Source organism: Moorena sp. SIO3I8, assembly GCF_010692325.1.
Taxonomy (GTDB): Bacteria; Cyanobacteriota; Cyanobacteriia; order Cyanobacteriales; family Coleofasciculaceae; genus Moorena.
Map to the genome: position 1 here is coordinate 51,547 of NZ_JAAHHW010000019.1, position 20,363 is coordinate 71,909.

The following is a 20,363-nucleotide window of genomic DNA, read 5'->3' on the forward strand; positions in this document are numbered from 1 at the left end:
ATCGCATCTGTTTCGGGTTGCCAGTTACTCTCCCGCCACTTGTAGAATATCCGCGTAGAGGTGAGGGCTGATTAGGATTGATAGAAAAAGGGAACTTGGGAACAGGGAACATCGAACAGTAGGAAAGAGAACCGAAGAGTTTTTGATGTTATGATAAATCAGCAAGATTGTTAATGACATATTTGTAAATGTTTTTAAATGGTATCCTTATGAGGTACAGTCAATTTTATTACCCCTACTCCCTACTCCCTACTCCCTACTCCCTACTCCCTACTCCCTACTCCCTAAAACCCAGGACGTTTTACCTAACCCAATTTAAAACTGCTATATGAATCCAACTATTTCTACTATTCCAATTCAGCAACTCACCTCAGGCGATCGCATTTCGCTCCAAGTCTATAAATTCGTTGGCTCCCAACCAGGAAAGAAGGCATATTTACAAGGCAATCTCCATGGTTGTGAAATTGTTGGTAATGCAGTGATTCACCAGTTGATTGACTTTTTGAGCACTCTGGATGACACTCAGCTGACTGGGGAAATCTGGCTGGTCCCTGTTTGTAATCCAGCTAGCACTAATCAGCGTAGTCATTTCTTTGCCACAGGAGGATTCAATCCTTACGATGGTCAAGACTGGAATAGGATTTTTTGGGACTATGAAAAAGAGTGTGATGATTTAGAGGATTTCGCCCAATCTCAACTTAATTTGAACCCTGATGAAATCAGAAATAACTATTTAGCACGGATCCAGTCTAGCTTGAAACAACACTTAGAAGACTGCTACTCTCCGAGGGGATTACCGTTTCGTCACCTTTACCGCTATCAACTGCAATCTTTATGTGTAGATGCTAACTATGTGATTGATATCCATAGTTCTACTAATCAAGGACTTGATTTCTTGTATGGCTTCTACTCTCGGGAAGAAAGCGCCAAAGACTTTCTTCTCGATTATGGAATTGTGATGCATGAAGATGAGTATGATGGTGATGCTTTCGATGAGGCATTTATTAAGCCTTGGCAAGGGTTAGAGAAAGCCTTGGCTAAGTTAGGCAGAACCCTTCAGTTTGATATTGAATCATGGACTCTAGAATTGGGATCTGGGATGCAAATGAATCCAGAGTCGGTAAAAAATGGAGTATACGGTATCAAAAACTATTTGTCGAAAAAAGGAATGTTAAAACTACCGGATTTACCGATAACTGATCCAGACTCCTACAAAATGCAATTAGCATCTAAAGATAACATCGAGAGATACTATGCTCCGGCTGGAGGAATGATTCAATCGAGAGTTAAGTTAGGGAGTGTTGTCAAAGTAGGAGATAGACTTTATCAGCTACTGAGCTTTAATAAAGAAGGAAATCTACCGAATGTAATTGATATCAAGGCCGAGACAGATGGTTTAGTGTTTGATGTTTCAACAAATTATAGTGCGAATCAAGGAGAATATGTGCTATCAATACGGCAATTTGATAATTAGGTAGGGGTGAGAACAGTTAATGAAAACTTGGATTGTAATTAGGACTTGGGCTCCTCAACATTTTGGCTTTAATGTGATTGGCTTTAATTTGACCAACCTACTCACTTTCTAAAGCCAACTATCTTGTCCTTCTGGAGCATCTGAATTAAACCAACTAGCATCTAAATAATTAATTCGAGCAAAAGGACTCAAGGCTGATAGCACATGGCGTCCATAACTGCGGCGGTTTACACGATTATCTAAGATGGCAACACAGCCTTGAGTAGCTCTTACTGGTGCTACTGCTCGTTGTAATTCTCTTAATGCTGTTGGTAATAAATATAAACGAAACCAATCCATTAGTTGCTGCTTGTAGTAAGCGACTCGACCAGCAACTAATGGATTTTCCAAAGAGGGAATTGGTAAGGTAGCAATCATCAACAGTTGGGGAGAGGGGATTTGAGCTTGATACCTATGCCAAAATTCCCAGCCACAAATCAAAATACCTCTGTCACTGAGACTGGTGGTTTCTACCTGCACCCGGGAACCAAATTCTGCTGCTAAGACTGCCCCTAACTGGGCTTTGAGGGGGACATCTCCAACTAAAATAACGACTGGTCTGGTGATGTCAGGACTTAGGTTTAGTAGGGTGCGAATTTCTTGAGTCAGAGCGTTTTGAAATCGCTCTGTATTGGGCATGGGTAGACGATCGGGCAAATACAGTTGAATCTGTCGGTGAGGGGAAAACTTCAAACAGGTTAACTCGCCTAATCCGAGCTGCTGACGGTAAACAGAGGCAGTTTTCTCTAAATCTAGAGCCCCACCGATTAGCACTACTGGCTGTCTCGACCAAATGGGATTTAAGGCTGTAGCCACTTCTACTGGTGCGCTATATAAGGAAAACTGACCTTGCGATCGCGCAACGGTTGCCCACATTAGCTGACCTGACTGCTGCCAGAAGTGGCAAAACTTTTCCCAGGGTTTTAGCCGATACAGAGATTGTGCTTCAGTGCTTAGGGAACTTAGTCGATCAAATAGCTGTTCCAAGCCATCTTGCTGATCAGCTTCAATCAGGTAGCACTCATAGGGGTTAACAGGGCGCTGAAATAAGGCTTTGGTTAGCTTTACCCGCACATCCCGAATCAAATCAGCCTCTTGTGGGTGGGCTTGCATCAGTGCGTCCCAGTCTTGGGGCTGGATGCAGCCTTTAAGCTGGTTACTAGTCCAAGATTCTAGGTCATCCACACCATCAATCACAGTAGGGATGTGATTAGGAAACCAGCCCTTGTTCTTCAAGCGGTCTGTTAGCCAAGATTCTGGTGAGGTAATCAATAGTCCTTGGAAGGGTTGATCGGGAAACCTATCGCTGGTATGAATTACCTTATCGCTACCAAAGCACTGTTGTAAAAGGGGAATTTCCTTTTGCAGCAACCATTCTTGTATCCATAAGGGTGCTACTACGATCACAGGTCCAGACCAAACTAGTGCTGGTGCTAGGTAACTCAGGCGATAGGAAGACTGTAGAGAGGTTTCCTGCAAGGGTTCTAAACCGGTCTGAATCAAAGCAGAACGCCCTAACCGCAAGGCTCGTGCCACTAGCCTCGCCATAGTCAATTGGTGAGGCCAATTGGGTTGACCCTGCGATCGCAGAAAATCTCGTAACGAGGAATGAACTTTGACTTCAATCAAACTAGCATTCAACGGCTTTGCCTCGTTAAACTGAGCAATGAGCACTAATACTGTGATCTTAAATCATGTCTTGGGCAAAAATCGTGAAAGACTAGACGACCATAGATGGGATTAGGCTGCATCGAAGCCAGAGGTAGTAGCTCAGACTTTTCCTCATTTCCCAGTAACTATTGACATCACCCTATTACCCTTGCTAGGGTAGTACCAGTAAAAAGAAATTGCCAAATTTTTCATGGCTTAGCCGCAAAGAGACATGTTCAGCCCCAGCTATTACTTTTATTTTTGGTTTAGCGAGGTTCACCGGAGGTGAGGATAGTTCCATATGGAACCCCCCGGTGGACCGCAGCAATATAATCTGCGGTCCTTTGTTTTTTTAGGCAAAGCAGCGACAAGAGCAAGAGATGACCACCTACCTTTACAGCGTTTACGGCTTTTACTTTTTTTGGCCCAGAAATCGTTCCGGGTAGTTAGGTCGTGCCAAGCTTTCACAGCAACCCGGAACCCTCAAGGAACCGGGTTTTTTTTATGTCTATATCTCTAACTAAGGAGTCCATAACCATGTTGAACGCTAAACTAGCACTAGCTACTAACCCCAATCACCAAACCATCGTTAGACTCTCAGAACAAGTTGTCTTCGGTGGCTCAGAACTGGTGATTATTGGTGGTCCATGTACCGTAGAAAGTCACGCCCAGATGGAAACAGTGGCTACTAAACTCAAAGCTGCCCCGGTACAAGCGTTGCGGGGAGGTGCGTTCAAACCGCGCACCTCCCCGTACTCTTTCCAAGGGCTAGGACTAGCAGGACTAGAAATTTTGTCTGATATCCGCAGGCGTCACCAAATCCCAGTAGTGACGGAGGTGATGTCGATTGGGCAAATTGAATCTATTGCTACCCACGCTGATCTGCTTCAGGTAGGTAGTCGCAATATGCAAAACTTTGACTTACTCAAAGCCTTGGGTAAGCAAGACTTGCCGATACTGCTAAAGCGGGGACTAGCTGCTACTGTTGAGGAATTCGTCATGGCAGCGGAATATATCCTCACTCACGGTAACTCTCAGGTGGTGTTGTGTGAACGAGGTATTCGCAGTTTCGATAACTATACCCGCAATATCTTAGATTTAGGAGCAGTAGTAGCACTCAAGCAGTTGACTCACTTGCCGGTGATTGTAGACCCTTCCCATGCTGTGGGTAAGCGGGAATTAGTGGCACCTCTGGCAAAAGCTGCAGTGGCAGCTGGTGCAGATGGACTGATTATTGAATGTCACCCGGAACCAGAAAAATCTGTTTCTGATGCTAGACAGGCGCTTTCCATCGAAGCAATGGTGGATTTGGTTCATAGCTTAAAGCCGATAGCAGCAGCAGTGGGACGACAGATTGCAGAACCTGTCACTCTTCCGGAGTTAGCGATTGACCTTGGCCAAAAGGCCACGCTACGCGAACGGTCACGCTACGCGAACGCATCTTAATCTATAGTGCTACTTGAAGTGGAATAGGGAACTTCGGACAAGGGAACAGGGAATGATTGAGCGTGGTCTTATAGCGCTGCATCGCTCTTTCCTACTGTTACCTGTTCCCTATTCCCTGTTCCCTATTCCCATCAATCCTAGTTTCACATCTTAAATGAAAATGCTAGATTAGCCATCAATCTCCTAGCATCTGCAATTTATATAAACTAGCGTACAATCCGTTTTGCTCTAACAATTCCTCATGGCTTCCCGACTCTACTAACTCTCCTCGCTTTAGTACCAGAATCCGGTCTACATTACGGATAGTGGACAGTCGGTGGGCAATAATAATTGCAGTCCGCTGTTGTAACAGCCGTTCCAAAGCTTCTTGAATCAGAGCTTCGGTAGCCACATCTAAACTAGCTGTTGCCTCATCGAGTACCAAGATTTGGGGGTTACGAATTGCAGCACGAGCAAAGGCTAACAATTGTTTTTGGCCAGCAGACAGATTAGTGCCTCGCTCTCTGAGCTGGGTATCGTAGCTTTGGGGCAGTTTTTCGATAAAGCTAGCCACGTTAGTCACCTCCGCTGAGGTTTTAATTGCCTCAATGGAGTAGGTTTCTCCTAAGGAAATATTACTCTTAACATCACCAGCAAAAAGAAATCCCTCCTGAAGGATGACTCCGATGTGGCGTCGTAGTTCTGCTTGGGGTAAATCCCGAATATCAATCCCATCTACGAGAATTCGCCCTTGGCTTGGTTCATAGAGGCGGCACAGCAACCGAATAATGGAACTTTTACCTGCACCGGTTGGACCAACTAAAGCAACTTTTTCCCCTGGATGAATGGTAAAGTGCAAGTCTTTGAGAACATATTCATCTTCCTTGTAAGCAAACCAAACATATTCAAAGCAAATCTCTCCGTTTAGGGTTGACGGTTTAAGGTTCAAGGGTTGTTCAGTATAACCATTGCTGAAGGATAAGTTAGAAGAGTGATGGGCTAGATCACCATTCAAGCTGCTTGGAGGCTTTATCGGTAAATCTCCAGATTGTTTCCGGTCTTGTTTCCCTCCCTCAAACTCTGGAGAACTTGCCACCTGCAAGCGTCTGACCTGCAAGCCTTCGGGGTCACGAATTTCAATAGTTTCATTCATGATGTCACTAATGCGCTCAATGGCAGTGAAACCAGCTTGGAGCATAGTGAATTTTTCGGAAAACCGACGCAAGGGGTCAAATAGCCGCTGAGCATAGAGGATAAAGGCCGACAAATCACCAAAACTCAGGTGATCTTTGAGGATAAAATGACCACCGCTCCACAATACTGCTGCGATCGCTACCAGGGAAATCCACTCTAGGGTTGCTGAAATCGCTGAATCGTGAAAGATGGTTTTGTCTACTTCAGTGATGTATTTTTGGTTAACCGTGCGAAACATCTCGGCATTGTATTGTTCACGGCGAAACAGTTGCACAATATTAATGCCAGAGATGTTTTCTTGCAGCATCGCGTTTAGGGAGGAAAGTTCTTCCCTAGATTTGTAGTTAGCTTTGCGATATTGTTTCTGGAAGTAAATAATAATAGCAGTCACTGGCAAGAGCATTACCACTAAGATCGATGCCAGTTGCCATTGCACCAAAAACATGGTAGCAGCAATGACTATCATGGATAGTAAATCACCCACGATGCCAATGGCACCGGTGGAAAAGACATCCCCTAGGGCTTCCACATCGCTAGTGAGCCTGGTAATCAATTTCCCCACTGGTGTGCGGTCAAAAAATCGCACCGCTAGGGAGGTGACGTGCTCAAATAGGTCTTCCCGGATAGCAGCAGTGATTTTCTGACCTATCTTCACCACCACGAATCCCTGAAGCCCAACGAACACTAACCGGATTAGTATGGTTAATAGTAGTATAGTGATCAGAATATTGAGGCTCTGTGATAGGGAGCGCTCTAATAGGAAAGACCAAGTTCGCTCTTCTTGACGAATTAAAGAGATTACCTGACCGACAATTAAGGGTTGAATGGCACTTGCTACGGACAGGGGTATCAATAAAGTAATTGCAATCAATAGCGGGCCTTTGCTGCGACGGGCGTAGGGGACTAGGCGTAGGAAAAGTCTCCAGTCGTTCTCTTGCGTTCGCATTGTTGGAGCTGCCTGTTTACCTGGTGATCTGCTGGTCATCTAACCCTAGGGGTGTTAATTTGGTGAACAATATGGTAGCGCAAATAAAATTGAGAGTGGTTTGAGTGAACCACGAAAACCCAAAGAACGGGAAGGACGATCGGCGGTTAAACTATAGGAGGATTGTCTCGATTGCTAAATTCTGAGGGTGGGCGATCGCTACTCCAAGCCCACCATACATAGCCACACTTACATTGATAAAACTCTTGCCACTTCCGGCGGTGGTCTTCACCCATCACTGGTGAGGAGCGATTAATCCAAACCTTCTCAGCTTCTAGAACAGATGCTCGACAACTAGGACAGCAGAACTCCAAGGCATGGGTGGCTGATTTGGTCCACTGAGGCGGTAAGGGGGCAAAAGCATCCATATATATAGCAATCCTCTGGGGGTCTCGGGGGGTAATAGTTAGCAATAGTTACGTTAATTTGGGATTCTTGATTTCCCTGAGACTATTTTAGGGGTTGTACCATCTAGAAATTGCCCTGAATCGGATATTGATATAGCTGAATGCTTGACGCAGTATATTGATATAGCGTAGCGCATTCAGCTATCAGCTAATGCGCTACAGATGGTGCTACTTGAGGTGCTATCAGCTTATGGGCTATGGGCAGGGTAATCCCAGCTATTTTGTATAAATTGTACTTGACAAAACAGACGTGGGCGCAGGGGTTTGCTTTGGCTAAAGTCCCACTAGACCAGATTTGGTTTTCCCGTATTCGGTCTTTAAAGTGTAGAACCTGATCTGTTTGGTTTTCACACAGATGTGTCAGGCAGTCAGGTCTAGGAGAGCCGTAATAAGGTTTCATCTGAGGCCTTATTACGGCTCGCCAATGAGCGTCGGCAGGCTATGCAAAAAAGGGTTAAAACTCGTGAAATAAGGCGAGCCTGTCTTACGGTAACTATCGCCAAAGGCGCGCTTGGCCGTAGGCCACGCCAAAGGCGAACGCGAACAAACCACTCTCTTACGGTAACTTCAAAGAAGTGCTCGGTTTTTATAAATTAAGCTAACTATCAATAAATTCTGGTTATTCCAATTATTTATATCGATAGCTAAATAGATTTTTTGCTGTTTAATAAATGTTTGATATAGCCATTATCTAATAATTGTAACCCACATTGTTTTGATTGGAAATCTTGGTAGCGATGCAGCAAGGGAACAGGGGAGGCAGCGCGGTCTTGGGGGTTCCCACGGGGCTTACAAGGTGCGGACGCAGGTTCCGCACACAGACCCTCCCCATGAGCGACTGCCGTGCTTTCTCCCATGAGCGACTGCATCAAGACAATGACAAAAATCTCTGTAACTTTTGAAAATTGATGTAAATTTACTAGGAAAAGGTAAAGATTAAGCATTTTTTTTGAGTTGAACATTATTGAGATATTGTCCAATAATTACGACAAGGTATAGCGCTACGCGCAAGTCAGAAGTCAGAAGTCAGAAGTCAGAAGTAAGCTATGACTAAGTTTCGGAGTTTAGGAATGTCCTAATCTTAATGCGTAGTGCTATAAACAAATAATAATTGAGATTCGTCAAGGATATTTTTTAGATGTTTTTGTTCTAATTCTGGGCTCATTATAACTTGATAGGTCGTATTGACAATTTATGACCTATCTTTTTTTACCATAATTCGCTCAATTTAATATAGCTCAAGGGTTACGGGGCGCTTGTCGCCCCTCCAGTGTGACAAGCCAAAATAAAAGATAAAAAACTAATAATCAGGATTACCGACTTCTAGAAAAGGCAATTATCACAAGAAGCAGAACGGCGTGGTTAGAAGTTTCCGTAGAAGAGGGTAGCCTTTATAGTTTGAGGTTCTTGCGCAAAAGGGTTAAAAATTGTTAATTAAGGCTACCCTCTTCAAGGATTCGTCTCCGGAATGACTCAGTCAGAGTTAATTAGAAGTTTGATTGCTCGCTTTCCTTATCCGAGAGACCCTGTGCAAAATTCATCCCACATCTCAATGCTACGCCATGAGTGTGGGATGAATTTTGCCGGAAGCTAATTTGGTAATTAACAGCCAACCCCCAACAAAAAACCATCAGTTAGGTAAAATTAGATGGTTAACAGCTTGCTCGATAGGTAAAGCGTGAAACCTCTAAAAGAGTTCTGTCTAAGTGTTGTTGATCGCGAATTGATGCCAACTGCACTGAGGGTGGCTTTGGTGGTTGGCTCAGTTCTGTTTGTGATCAATCATGGTTCTGCTCTCCTAAAAGGGCAGATGAATCGAGAGCGATGGATTTCAGGGGGTTTAACCTATATAGTTCCCTACTTGTTGACACTGGTTAATCACGATCATAGTCATGTCAAAACCCTGCTTCTGGTACAATGGCCAGCTAATTGAGGGCAACTTCCTAAGCCTGACCATTGATGAGCCAGGATTTATCTATGGCGCTACAGTTTTTACGACCTTACGAGTTTACCATCAGTCATTAGAACATCCACTAACCCATTGGACTAATCATTGCCATCGCCTGCAATCGAGTCTACAAGCATTTGGTTGGCAACAGCCGGATTGGGAGCAATTGCGCCAAGGAGCACAATCACTGATCACCCTTTACCCAGTGCTGAGAATTAGCCTATTCCCCGATGGACGAGAATTGATTATGGGTCGTCCTCTGCCAGCCAATTTAGCCCAGTGGCAAGAACAGGGTATCACTGCTTGGGTAGCCCAGTCCCCCTCTGTAAAATTTCATCGCTGCTTACCTACTCACAAGACCGGGAATTACCTATCTCCATGGCTGGCGAAGCAAATGGCGCAAAATATGGGAGCACAGGAAGGGATTCTGGTAGATAATCACGGGAATTGGCTGGAAACTAGTACAGGTAACTTATGGGGATGGAGAGATGGTCACTGGTGGACACCACCAGTGGAAGCTGGAATTTTACCGGGTGTGATGCGATCGCATTTAATTCAGTGGCTGACTTGCCAAAATCAGAGAGTTCGTGAGGAACCTTGGTCACCCGAGTTGGTAGGACAGTTGGATGCGATCGCATACACTAACTGCGTGGTGGAAGTTGTTCCCATTCACCGGGTCATTCAAGGCAATTCTGAACGAGTTTATGACCCACTACACCCAGTTTTCCAAGACTTACGTAAGGTTAAATATTAAGTCTTAAGTATTAAATATAGCAGTTTTCAATTGTGTTAGATCCAAAATTTTTGGATTTTAGGGAACAGGGAATAGGGAACAGGGAATAGGGAACAGGGAATAGGGAAAAAATCCTGTGTACCTCATAAGTATGGAAAACGCTATATTAACTGTTAATTGACGAACAACTTCCTACTCTGTTTATTGATCAGGGGTTGCCTTACATTAGCTGAGAGCTCAATGCTATTCGCGTAGCACCTCAAGTAGCGCATTAGCTGACTGCATACCTTTAGTCTAAGCTTGAGACGTTCAAAGTAGTTTTTTTTACGGTATCTAGCGGTTTTTATCCTAATGAGGTACACAGGATTTTTTCCCTTTTCTTTCTTCTGACTTTACTGCTCGGAAGTTCCTGCTCCCTATAAACCCAAAAAATTGTACCTTACTAGCTTAAAAACCGCTAGATACCCAATGATTATTATCAAAAATTTAATTAGGTATGGATAAATATACTTATCCTGCTATCTGTTGATAATTGTTTGGTAGCTAAAAAAATCTCTGCAATTACAATTACCAAGTTTTTAATTTGGTGCTTTATGATTCAAGCAATAGATTAGATTTATATTCGGTAAATTTTATGATATAGCTATAATAAAAATACGTATTTATACGGTAAATTAATTCATCAAAATTGTGTAAATTCAAGACATATATTCAGAATTACAAGACAAGTTTCGGAAGAAATATATCAACATGGCCCCTAGAAGGTCTGGGAGATAATATCTCGGTATGCCCTACTCAATGGTTTTGGTCTGGCTCAATTTTCTCATAGAAACTGTCCCAATTAGCGATACAGATAGAGCAATGAGTGGTACCTATGACCTACAGTTAGTTGTTCTATCCATTGCTATCGCCTCGATTGTGACCTATACGGTGCTCATTCTAGCTAGACAAGTAAAAACCTCACAAAAGAGTAACCGTAAAGGTTGGCTGATTGGTGGGGCAATGATCATGGGAGTTGGGATTTGGTCAATACACTTTTTGGGAATGCTAGCATTCCGGTTCCCAATCCCCATCACTTATGATATGCCGATGGTACTGCTTTCTTACTGGGTAGCAGTGCTAATATCTGGTGCCGTACTCTATAGTGTCAGCCGCATCACCAACCTCAGACATTTAATGGTGGGCAGTGTGGTAATGGGATTAGCGATCGCATCCGTACCCTACCTGCTGATCGCTGCCATGGGAATACCAAGGCTGATTCACTACAACCTCCTTTTAGTTGCCCTATCCGTTGTTATAGCCAGCTTGACATCCTTTTTCATCTTGTGGCTATCCTTTGATTTGGGGGTAGGAACTAGAAAAGTCCTTAATTGGTGGAAGCTTTGCTGGGCAGTGATCCTGGGATTAGCCATTACCTCTGTACACTATACAACCATGATGGCAGCCAAGTTCCCCGTTACTCCACCATTAGACACTGGGTTTTCTCCAACATTAAATACTTCGGTAGTAACAAGCACAATCGGGATAACTAACCTAATCATCTTCAGCCTCACCTTACTTGCCTCATATTACGAGCAGAAAACGAGTAAAGCACTGCAAGCTCTTAGACAAGAAGCATTGCAAGAGAGCGAAAGGCTATTCCGAACCGTGATTCGAGAAATGCAGGTCGGGGTATTGCTATTCGAGGCAAAAACCGAATTCATGCTCTTTAATCAAGCGGCTCTGGATATACTGGGCTTCACCGAAAGTGAATTGTTGGATAAAAGTCCTTTTGGTTCGGATTGGACTATCATTCACGAAGACACCACTCCATTCCCCACCGAAAGTCGTCCTATCCAACAGGCAATTAGCACCCATAAACTGGTAAGAAATGTGGTTATGGGTGTCCACAATCAAGCGACTAAAGATTGGGTATGGTTACTAGTGAATGCAGATCCCCAGGTGGGGGTGGATGGGTTAGTAGAGCAAGTCATTTGTACCTTTAGTGATATCACCAATCGCAAGCGAGCCGAGGAAGCGCTGCGGCAAGCTGAAGCGAATTACCGTAGCATTTTTGAGAATTCAGTAGAGGGCATCTATCAGATTACACCCGATGGGCGCTTTATTAGTGCCAATCCAGCCTTAGCGCGAATCTATGGCTATTCTTCCCCAGAAGAACTAGTGGAGTCGATTACGAACGTCTCAAAACAAATTTATCTGGACACTGAGGCTCGTAACGAGTTTACTAACAGAATCGCGGAAAATGGTGCTGTATCATCCATTGAGGCTCAGGCTTATCGCAAAGATGGTAGTGTAATCTCGATTTTGGAAAATGTGCGCCCTGTCCGAGACACTAATGGGAATTTGCTCTACTACGAAGGCTCTGTGGAAGACATTACCGAACGCAAGCGAGTTGAACTGGCCTTGCTGGAGAGAGAGGAGCAGTATCGGTCAGTGGTGGAAAATGTGCAAGAGGTTATTTTCCAAACCGATGGGCTTGGGGTGTTGACCTTTCTCAATCCAACTTGGACAGAAATGACGGGCTTTTCTGTAGCAGATAGCATTGGTACTAACTTTATTGATTATCTCCATCCTGATGATCGTCAAACTAACATAGAACTGTTTCAATCCCTAATTACCCACAAACAGGAGTATTATCAGCAGGAACTAAGGTATATTACCAAGGATGGGGGCTCAGGCTGGCTCGAAATTCATGCCCAATTAACCCTAGATCCTGACAATAGTATCACAGGGACTTCTGGCACTATCCAAGATATTACAAATCGTAAATTAACCGAGTCACATCTGAAAGAAAGTGAAAAACAACTGCGTCAAGTGATTGATTTAGTGCCTCATTTCATTTACGCCAAGAACCGAGATGGAGAGTTTCTTCTAGCTAACAAAGCAGTTGCGGAAGCTTATGGTACGACAGTAGATGAGTTACTATACCATCGGGATGAAGATTTTCCTCAATCTTTCCTAAAATCATTCCAGTTTAGAGAGGCGGATTTGCAGGTATTGGAAAGTGGAGAACCGACACACCTTCCAGAAGAGACGATCATCTATCCCGATGGAGAAAAGCGTATCATCCAAACTACCAAAATTCCCTTCTCCTTAGCAATTTCCCACATGCCAGCGGTATTAAGTGTATCGATTGATATATCTGAGCAAAAGCAAGCCGAGCAAGCATTACACCAGCAACTGACTCGTGTAATGCTACTCAAACAGGTGACCCAAGAAATCCGCCAAAGTTTAAAAACTAAACAAATTTTTCAGACCACCGCCACACAAATTGGTCAAGTGTTTCAGGTCAATCGTTGCACCATTCATACCTATGTTTCCCAACCCTATCCTCGCATTCCTACAGTTGCTGAGTATTTAGAAAAGGGTTATCTATCGATACTGGATTTAGAAATTCCGATTCTGGGGAATCCTTATTTAGAGCAGTTGTTAGTCCAAGACCGAGCCATCAGTTCCCCTAATGTTTACCAAGACCCCCTTCTGAAACCGATGATCCCAATATGTCGGCAGATTGGAGTCAAATCCATGTTGGTAATTCGTACTTCCTATCAGGGGGAACCGAATGGTGTGATTGGAATACATCAGTGTGATGAATTTCGTCAGTGGAGTCTGGATGAAATTGAGTTACTCGAAGCCGTGGCTGACCAAGTAGGGATTGCTATTGCTCAGGCTCACCTGCTTGAGCAAGAAACCCGCCAACGAGAGCAATTGACTGAGCAAAATTTTGCCCTAGAGCAAGCTAGAAGAACTGCCGAAGCGGCCACTCAGGCAAAAAGCGAATTTCTGGCAACCATGAGCCATGAAATCCGCACTCCGATGAATGCTGTGATTGGCATGACAGGTTTGCTACTGGATACAGATCTAACGTCCCAGCAACGAAACTTTGTGGAAACGATCCGCAATAGTGGGGATAGTTTACTCACCATCATTAATGATATTTTGGATTTTTCCAAAATTGAGTCTGGAAAGCTGGAGTTAGAAGAACAACCGTTTAATTTGATCACTTGCATTGAGGAATCCCTAGATTTGTTGGCGGCAAAAGCAGCTGAGAAAAAATTGGAGTTAGCCTATCTATTCCATCCCAACACTCCACCCATGATTGTGGGAGATGTGACTCGGCTGCGCCAAATTCTAGTCAATTTGTTGGGGAATGCGATTAAATTTACCCATATCGGGGAAGTGTTAGTTTCTGTAACCGCCCGAGAAGTGAGCACAGGGGAATGGGTTGATGGCAAAGAAAAAGAACAAAGCAATACTGCTAACTACTCCTACCCGTTGGCGTCTGGTTCTGACTACGGAAAACATTACTCTTTGAGTTTCCCTACTCTACCCAATGGAAACTACTACACTCTACAAGGAGGATTTGACCAGACGGGCTATATTAACGGCTATATTAACGGGGTCAGGGGAGCGAACGGAACACAGAACAATACGAGAGACAACACCAGAGTATTTTTACCGCCTCAGCCCCAGATTTCTTCCCGCAACCCTAACACCACCAGATTTTGTCCTCCTTCCACCCAATCCTCAATCTACGAAATCCAATTTGTGGTCAAGGATACTGGCATCGGCATTCCTGAGGATCGGATCGACCGCCTGTTCCAGTCCTTCTCTCAGGTGGATTCCTCCACATCTCGCCAATATGGAGGCACAGGTCTTGGTCTGGCCATTTGTCAACGGCTCACCACCATGATGGGTGGCAAAATTTGGGTAGAGAGTCAAGTTGGTCAAGGCTCTAAATTTTATTTCACTGTATTGGCTAAACAGCCTGATCCGATCGAGGAACCTAACCTGCCAGTATCTCAGCCATTGTTAGAAGGAAAGCGGCTGCTGATTGTGGATGATAGTGCGACCAACCGCACGATTATCTCCGAGCAAGCCAAGTCTTGGGGTATGCTTACCCAGACAGCAGCATCAGGTAGAGAAGCTCTCGATTGGCTCAGTCAGGGGGATAAATTTGACATTGCCATTCTTGATGGGTATATGCCTGAGATGGATGGTTTTACCCTAGCAACGAAAATCCGCCAGCAGTCTGAGGGTCAAGCCTTGCCCTTGGTAATGCTGAGCTCAATGAGTCAATCAGATACAAAGCATCATCAGAGTCAGCTAGATATTGCAGCTGTTTTAAACAAGCCTATTAAGCAATCTCAGCTTTACGATGTTTTGACCCAGGTGATGAGCGGACAGCCGATCAAGATTAAGCGCACACCTGCTCAACACCTAAAACTTGACACCGAAATGGCGCAAAAGCATCCTTTGCGGATTTTGTTGGCTGAAGATAATATCGTTAACCAGCAGTTAGCCCTGCAATTGTTGAAACGGATGGGGTACCGGGCTGATGTCGCGGGTAATGGATTAGAAGTACTCCAAGCTCTGAGTCGTCAGCCCTATGACCTGGTTTTGATGGATGTCCAAATGCCGGAAATGGATGGCTTAACTGCGACGCAACAGATTTGTGAACAATGGCCAGCTCATTCACGCCCCTGGATTATTGCCATGACTGCTAATGCCATGGAAGGGGATCGACAAATGTGCCTGAGTGCAGGAATGGATGATTACATTAGTAAGCCGATCCAGGTACCAGAGTTAGTCCGTGCCTTGAGTCAAGGTCGGCACCATCGTGAACTTACCAAGCCAGTAGTAGCTGATCAAGCTGTTGACTTTTCGGTTTTGCAATCCTTGCTCGACAGTATCGGAAAAGGGGGGGCGGAATGCTTGCTTGGTTTGATTGAAATTTACTTAAAAGATACTCCGAGGTTAGTAAAAAACATGGCTCAAGCAATTATTGAAGAAGATCCAAAAGCCATGGAAATTGCGGCTCACACATTAAAGTCTAGTAGCGCTACCCTAGGGGGGATAAATCTATCCAAACTGTGTCAGAAACTGGAAAGTCTGGGGAGGTCGGACACTATCACTGGAGCAGCGGAAATTTTTGCCCAGCTTGAGTCTGAATACCAAAAAGTCAGAGCAGGACTGACCGAGAGTGCTAAGAAAATTGAACAACAATCCTTCAGCCCAGTCCTCACCCATAATGTATGATTTTTCGTAAACTATTGCCTCTAAAAAGGCGAATATAAACGACCTTCTCGCAGCTGTACTACTGGCTGATTGGAGATTCTGACTAAGTTTTCATCATGAGTTGTGACAATAACTGTAGTGCCTAGGTGATTGAGTTTCCTGAGAATGTTTAATACCTGCCAAGAATTGTCGGGATCCAGGTTACCTGTTGGCTCATCAGCTAATATCAAGGGCGGTGTACTAACAATGGCACGAGCTAGACTTACCCGTTGTTGTTCTCCTCCTGAAAGTTGCTCTGGAAAACAGTTGGCTTTGTCTTGCAAACCCACTAATTTAAGGGTTGGTGTTAGGCGTCGCTTAATTTCTTTGCGAGTGAAACTCTGTGCCCACAGAACAAAAGCGATATTCTCTGACACAGTTCGCTTGGGAATTAGTTTGTAGTCCTGAAAAACAATCCCTAGGCGACGGCGTAGGAATGACAAGCGATCGCCTCGTAATTGCCCAACATTGATTTGATCGACAAATACTTTCCCTTGGGTGGGGCGCTGTTCACCATAGAGTAACTTTAGCAATGTGGATTTACCAGCACCAGAAGGCCCTGTGATAAATAAAAAGTCCCCTGACTTGACTTCTAGATTGACGTTAAACAAACCTCGGTTGTTGGGATAGGTTGTTGTCACTCCTTGTAATTTGATTATCGCTTTCTGGGTCATTAGGGATTAGGGAAAGATAGGGAAGTGTGGGGAGATGGGGAGATGGGGAGATGGGGAGATGGGGAGATGGGGAGATGGGGAAATGGGGAAATGGGGAGTCAGATGAGGGACTGGTATTCCACGAGGCTGAGAAGGTGCTGAGGCAAGCCTTAGCACACAGCCGCTCCCCAACGAGCGTTCGCGTAGCGTGGCCTACGGCCAATCGCCAAAGGCGATGAAGCAAAGCTTCCGCGCTTATGCGATCGCATCAAGATAATACTCGACAATACTCATGTTGTCAGGTGTATTGATTCAGGTGCAACATTTAACCTGTACAAACCTACTCACAAGCAGATAGGACGATGGTATAGCATTAGTTTTAACTAATGGTTGTTGCCGACAAAGCAATGCCAAAAGCATTGCGCTATTTTTATTAATGGAGGCTCTTCTGCCTACTCTCAAACCGCACTGTAACTTCACTCAGTCCATTATTTTACGTCGCTTAACTTACGACCAGCTGCCAAAGCTTTTAGTTCTTCGTTGGGCGGTAGTGTTCCGAAGTTAAACAAGTTACTAACTTATTTGATTATAAAATAATGGATAATGTTTGACAAGGTTTAGAGAGCTATAAGGCTAATAGTTGCACCTCTATTGATTAGGGATTAGCTTATGCCAACCTTTGACCTAAGGCTTTGAGAGCAAACTGAGGCAGAACCATCATTCTTTGACCTAAAGCTTTGAGAGCAAACTGAGGCAGAACCATCATTCGCCGCCAACGGTGGGGTTCTTGATACAACCGATATAACCATTCGAGATTATTCTTCCGGAACCAGCCTGGCGCACGGGTTTTAGCCCCTGACCAGATATCAAAGCTACCACCAACACCAATCCAAGTGGATTGGGGACACAGGTGGCGATTCTGGGCAATCCAAAATTCTTGACGTGGTACACCTAAGCCGACTAGTATGATTTTAGGCTGTTGTTCTTTTAAGGTGAGCTTTAAGTCTTCCTCTGCTTCTGCACTGAGGTAGCCATGACTAATTCCAGCGATCGCTAATTTTGGAACTCTCTTCTGCCAAACCCTAGCTGTTTTTTGGACTACATGAGGGGCTGCCCCATAGAAGAACACTGGGCAAGATTCTCCGTATTGTCCAGCCTTGACCAGTAAAGACTCAGCTAGTTCAATTCCTGGACAGCGCTGCTTTTTTTTACCGTGGAGTCGTAAGTAAAATATAATACCTGCCCCATCAGGAATCACCAATTCTGCCTGCTTGATAACGGCAGCTAGCTCAGGGTTGCGCTCTCCCTGGATTGCCATTTCGGCATTTAGAGTTACTACATGACTACCTAGACCTTTAGTGAGACGATCGTCTAAGTAGTGACTGTAGTTGTCTAAAAGGTGAACGGGTAACCCCAAGACCGGAAATTGTTCAGCTGTTTCAAACATTGGCTTTTGCATACCCTCACATCACCCATGTATTTTATTAGAAATTTAAACACTGAAAACTCCGTCACAAAGCGAGCGGAGATGAAAGTGACTAGCGAATTTAGTCCCCTAGAAATAATTCTAGTATTTGAGGTTGACGATTATGTAGCGCTAGGATATACTGAAACCATGAGTACAGGTTGAAAAACCGTTCGCGTAGCGTGGCCTTTGGCCTTGGCGCAACCGGGAGAGAGACCCGCCCCTGCTTGACCTTAAAATAATAATGCTCGGAGGGTAGGGAAAGTCCTCCTTAAAAACCCAGTCATCAATTAACCGTTGGTGTGTGAACCAAGCAAAAACACGATTTGAGATAAAAACGGTACGGCGGGGCACGCCGGAACCAGGTGAATGAGAAAGCAACGGACTTTAATCACGCACTTTCTAGCAAGTAACCAAACGCGATCGCGAGAATTGCCCGCTGGGTCTACTGTGAACTAAACTGAATTCTTGTTCTTGACGGGTCTTTGGTTTAGATATTGCTTACTTTTTGGCGGCGTCAAAGATTAGGACACAGTGGTTTAAGGCAGCTCGTCGATCTGGGAATCGCCGTTCTTTCAAGACGGCGAGTGTCAATTAGGATGATCTCTTATGGCAGAGCCAAAACTTCTTTAATTAATTCCTCAGGATTTCGTACTGATCAGGAAAACTTGGGAATTGGGTATGTGATTGGGTTCCAATTGAGAATTGGGATCTGATGGTGGTGTTAAACTCAATTAGGAATTATTCCGCCATCTTTACTGAACTTAGGTGGCGGAAGTTTCATTAAAAATTAAAAAGACTATTAGGAGTTGACGGTTGACCATTTACCGCAGAACACAGTCAACCGTCAACCTTCAACCGTCAATTTTAAACTTTTAACCTTCAACTTTTAACCTTCAACTTTTAACCTTCAACTTTTAACCTTCAACTTTTAACCTTCAACCTTCAACCTTCAACTGTTAATCAGTTCTGAGCAAATACACTAGCAGCAGCAGCAATACCTGCTCCTGGTGTCATGGATTGGTGTCCCAATTCCTGAAGGGTGGCTTCGAGAGCACCAATGACAGCAAGAATATCTTGCTCACAGACAAAACCTAAGTGACCAATGCGGAATATTTTTCCCTTATAGTGGTCTTGTCCCCCAGCTAGAGCAATGTTATAGCGTTTTTTCATCACAGAACGAATTTTTTCGGACTCTACTGATGTGGGAATCACTGCCGTTGCGGCTGGGCTAGCATACTCATCAGAACCAAACAAAGGTAATGATAGGGCTTTGACGGCGGCGCGGGTTGCTTGCATCAGAAGCTGGTGACGGGAAAATATTGATTCTAACCCTTCTCTTTTCATCATGCCCAGTGAAGCTTGTAGGGCAATAACTAGGTTCACTGGCGGGGTAAAGGGATTGCTGTTTTTAGCAGTAGATTTCTTGTAAGTCCCTAAATCTAGGTAAAACTTGGGCAGGGTAGCAGTTTTGTAGGCTTCCCAAGCTTTAGGACTAACACTGACAAATCCGAGTCCTGGGGGAATCATGTATCCCTTCTGGGAACCAGAGCCTACTACATCGAGACCCCAGTCATCAATGGGTACATTGACTGCTCCGAGGCTGGTAACGGCATCAACAATAATTAGGGCTTCGCCGTGGTCTTTGACGTAACGATTTATGGTTTCTAAGTCGTTGAGAACGCCAGTAGAGGTTTCAGAGTGGGTAACGATTACGGCTTTGATTTGCTTTTCGGTATCAGCTTCTAGCTTTTCACGAAACTGCTCGGTATCTAGGGGCTTACCCCACTCAGCGGTAATGGTGTCCACTTCCAGACCAAAAGCAGTACTGATTTTTCCCCAACGATCGCCAAATTTACCATTAGAACCAACTAAAACGCGATCGCCTGCACTGAGGAAGTTAATAATACCAGCTTCCATAACTCCGGTACCGCTAGCGGTTACAGTCAAGACATCATTTTTGGTCTGGTGTAGCCATTTGAGGTTTTCATTCACCTCTGCCATGATTTCGCTAAATTCCGGACTACGGTGTCCGATCGGGTGTTTGGCCATGGCCAGTAATACTTGTTCTGGTACTGGCGTCGGGCCAGGAATCATTAGTTTGAGCTTGTCTTCCATCTGTAGTTAGTCTTGGTATCTAGGGTTGTTGTGATCTGATGATTGGTTAGTTACTCTGAACTGACCGATTAAGTCTTGGATGTTACCGGACAAAACCGGAAATTCAAGGTTAATTTAGCGGTTACTTTGGCGTTTCACCACCGGACCATGGGAGCGGTTATCCCCACCCATGCTTACACGAAGACTGACCCAGCCACGCTAGATTTAAACTTGCC

15 protein-coding genes are annotated in these 20,363 nt (G+C 44.5%); 8 read left to right on the plus strand and 7 right to left on the minus strand.

Annotated elements, in window-relative coordinates; genetic code table 11:
- The first annotated feature begins 209 nt into the window (after window positions 1-209).
- Together F6K51_RS10405 and F6K51_RS10410 are read left to right on the plus strand one after the other, a co-directional pair.
- On the plus strand, window positions 210-332 hold the full coding sequence (locus F6K51_RS10405; protein ID WP_293020098.1) for a hypothetical protein: 123 nt from the start codon (window positions 210-212) through the stop codon (window positions 330-332).
- Window positions 329-1,474: a succinylglutamate desuccinylase/aspartoacylase family protein gene (locus F6K51_RS10410; protein ID WP_293020100.1), complete on the plus strand. Its 1,146-nt coding sequence runs from the start codon at window positions 329-331 to the stop codon at window positions 1,472-1,474. Before F6K51_RS10405 ends, F6K51_RS10410 begins: the two co-directional genes overlap by 4 nt.
- 108 nt (window positions 1,475-1,582) lie before the next feature.
- Here the strand turns inward: F6K51_RS10410 and F6K51_RS10415 are convergent, their stop codons facing one another.
- Window positions 1,583-3,187 (minus strand): helicase C-terminal domain-containing protein, encoded by a 1,605-nt coding sequence (locus F6K51_RS10415; RefSeq protein ID WP_365939940.1) that lies wholly within the window; start codon window positions 3,185-3,187, stop codon window positions 1,583-1,585.
- Between the two features lie 513 nt (window positions 3,188-3,700).
- Between F6K51_RS10415 and aroF the strand changes: the two genes are divergently transcribed.
- Both aroF and F6K51_RS10425 read left to right on the plus strand, forming a co-directional pair.
- On the plus strand, window positions 3,701-4,609 hold the full coding sequence (gene aroF, locus F6K51_RS10420; protein WP_293020102.1) for a 3-deoxy-7-phosphoheptulonate synthase: 909 nt from the start codon (window positions 3,701-3,703) through the stop codon (window positions 4,607-4,609).
- 13 nt (window positions 4,610-4,622) lie between these two features.
- Entirely contained in the window at window positions 4,623-4,763 is a 141-nt protein-coding gene (locus tag F6K51_RS10425; protein WP_293020104.1) for a hypothetical protein, read from the plus strand.
- A 21-nt stretch (window positions 4,764-4,784) separates the two neighbouring features.
- Here F6K51_RS10425 and F6K51_RS10430 read toward each other — a convergent pair whose 3' ends face one another.
- The 3 genes from F6K51_RS10430 to F6K51_RS10440 all read right to left on the minus strand — a co-directional run bounded on the left by F6K51_RS10430 (window position 4,785) and on the right by F6K51_RS10440 (window position 8,136).
- Window positions 4,785-6,767: an ABC transporter ATP-binding protein gene (locus tag F6K51_RS10430; protein WP_293020106.1), complete on the minus strand. Its 1,983-nt coding sequence runs from the start codon at window positions 6,765-6,767 to the stop codon at window positions 4,785-4,787.
- 107 nt (window positions 6,768-6,874) lie between these two features.
- Entirely contained in the window at window positions 6,875-7,135 is a 261-nt protein-coding gene (locus F6K51_RS10435) for a hypothetical protein (protein WP_075901528.1), read from the minus strand.
- Between the two features lie 683 nt (window positions 7,136-7,818).
- Window positions 7,819-8,136, minus strand: coding sequence for a hypothetical protein (locus tag F6K51_RS10440; RefSeq protein WP_293020108.1), 318 nt, complete (start codon window positions 8,134-8,136; stop codon window positions 7,819-7,821).
- A gap of 716 nt (window positions 8,137-8,852) precedes the next feature.
- Here F6K51_RS10440 and nrtS point away from each other — a divergent pair.
- The 3 genes from nrtS (at window position 8,853) to F6K51_RS10455 (ending at window position 15,894) form a co-directional block, all read left to right on the plus strand.
- Window positions 8,853-9,107 (plus strand): nitrate/nitrite transporter NrtS, encoded by a 255-nt coding sequence (gene nrtS, locus F6K51_RS10445; RefSeq protein WP_293020109.1) that lies wholly within the window; start codon window positions 8,853-8,855, stop codon window positions 9,105-9,107.
- A complete protein-coding gene (locus F6K51_RS10450; RefSeq protein ID WP_293020111.1) occupies window positions 9,067-9,876 on the plus strand; it encodes an aminotransferase class IV in 810 nt (269 codons plus the stop codon). The genes nrtS and F6K51_RS10450 overlap by 41 nt, the downstream gene beginning before the upstream one ends.
- A gap of 765 nt (window positions 9,877-10,641) precedes the next feature.
- On the plus strand, window positions 10,642-15,894 hold the full coding sequence (locus tag F6K51_RS10455; protein WP_293020113.1) for a PAS domain S-box protein: 5,253 nt from the start codon (window positions 10,642-10,644) through the stop codon (window positions 15,892-15,894).
- Between the two features lie 20 nt (window positions 15,895-15,914).
- Here the strand turns inward: F6K51_RS10455 and ftsE are convergent, their stop codons facing one another.
- Complete coding sequence (gene ftsE / locus F6K51_RS10460) at window positions 15,915-16,586, minus strand: cell division ATP-binding protein FtsE (RefSeq protein WP_293020115.1); 672 nt, start codon at window positions 16,584-16,586, stop codon at window positions 15,915-15,917.
- Window positions 16,587-16,612: 26 nt separating this feature from the next.
- On the opposite strand from ftsE, the gene F6K51_RS10465 reads away from it, so the two are divergent.
- Window positions 16,613-16,804 carry a hypothetical protein gene (locus tag F6K51_RS10465; protein ID WP_293020117.1) on the plus strand — a complete coding sequence of 64 codons (192 nt, stop codon included), beginning with the start codon at window positions 16,613-16,615 and terminating at the stop codon, window positions 16,802-16,804.
- A 428-nt stretch (window positions 16,805-17,232) separates the two neighbouring features.
- Here F6K51_RS10465 and F6K51_RS10470 read toward each other — a convergent pair whose 3' ends face one another.
- Both F6K51_RS10470 and F6K51_RS10475 read right to left on the minus strand, forming a co-directional pair.
- Window positions 17,233-18,012 carry a WecB/TagA/CpsF family glycosyltransferase gene (locus tag F6K51_RS10470; RefSeq protein ID WP_293020119.1) on the minus strand — a complete coding sequence of 260 codons (780 nt, stop codon included), beginning with the start codon at window positions 18,010-18,012 and terminating at the stop codon, window positions 17,233-17,235.
- Between the two features lie 981 nt (window positions 18,013-18,993).
- Window positions 18,994-20,148, minus strand: coding sequence for an alanine--glyoxylate aminotransferase family protein (locus F6K51_RS10475; protein ID WP_293020121.1), 1,155 nt, complete (start codon window positions 20,146-20,148; stop codon window positions 18,994-18,996).
- Between the last annotated feature and the right edge of the window lie 215 nt (window positions 20,149-20,363).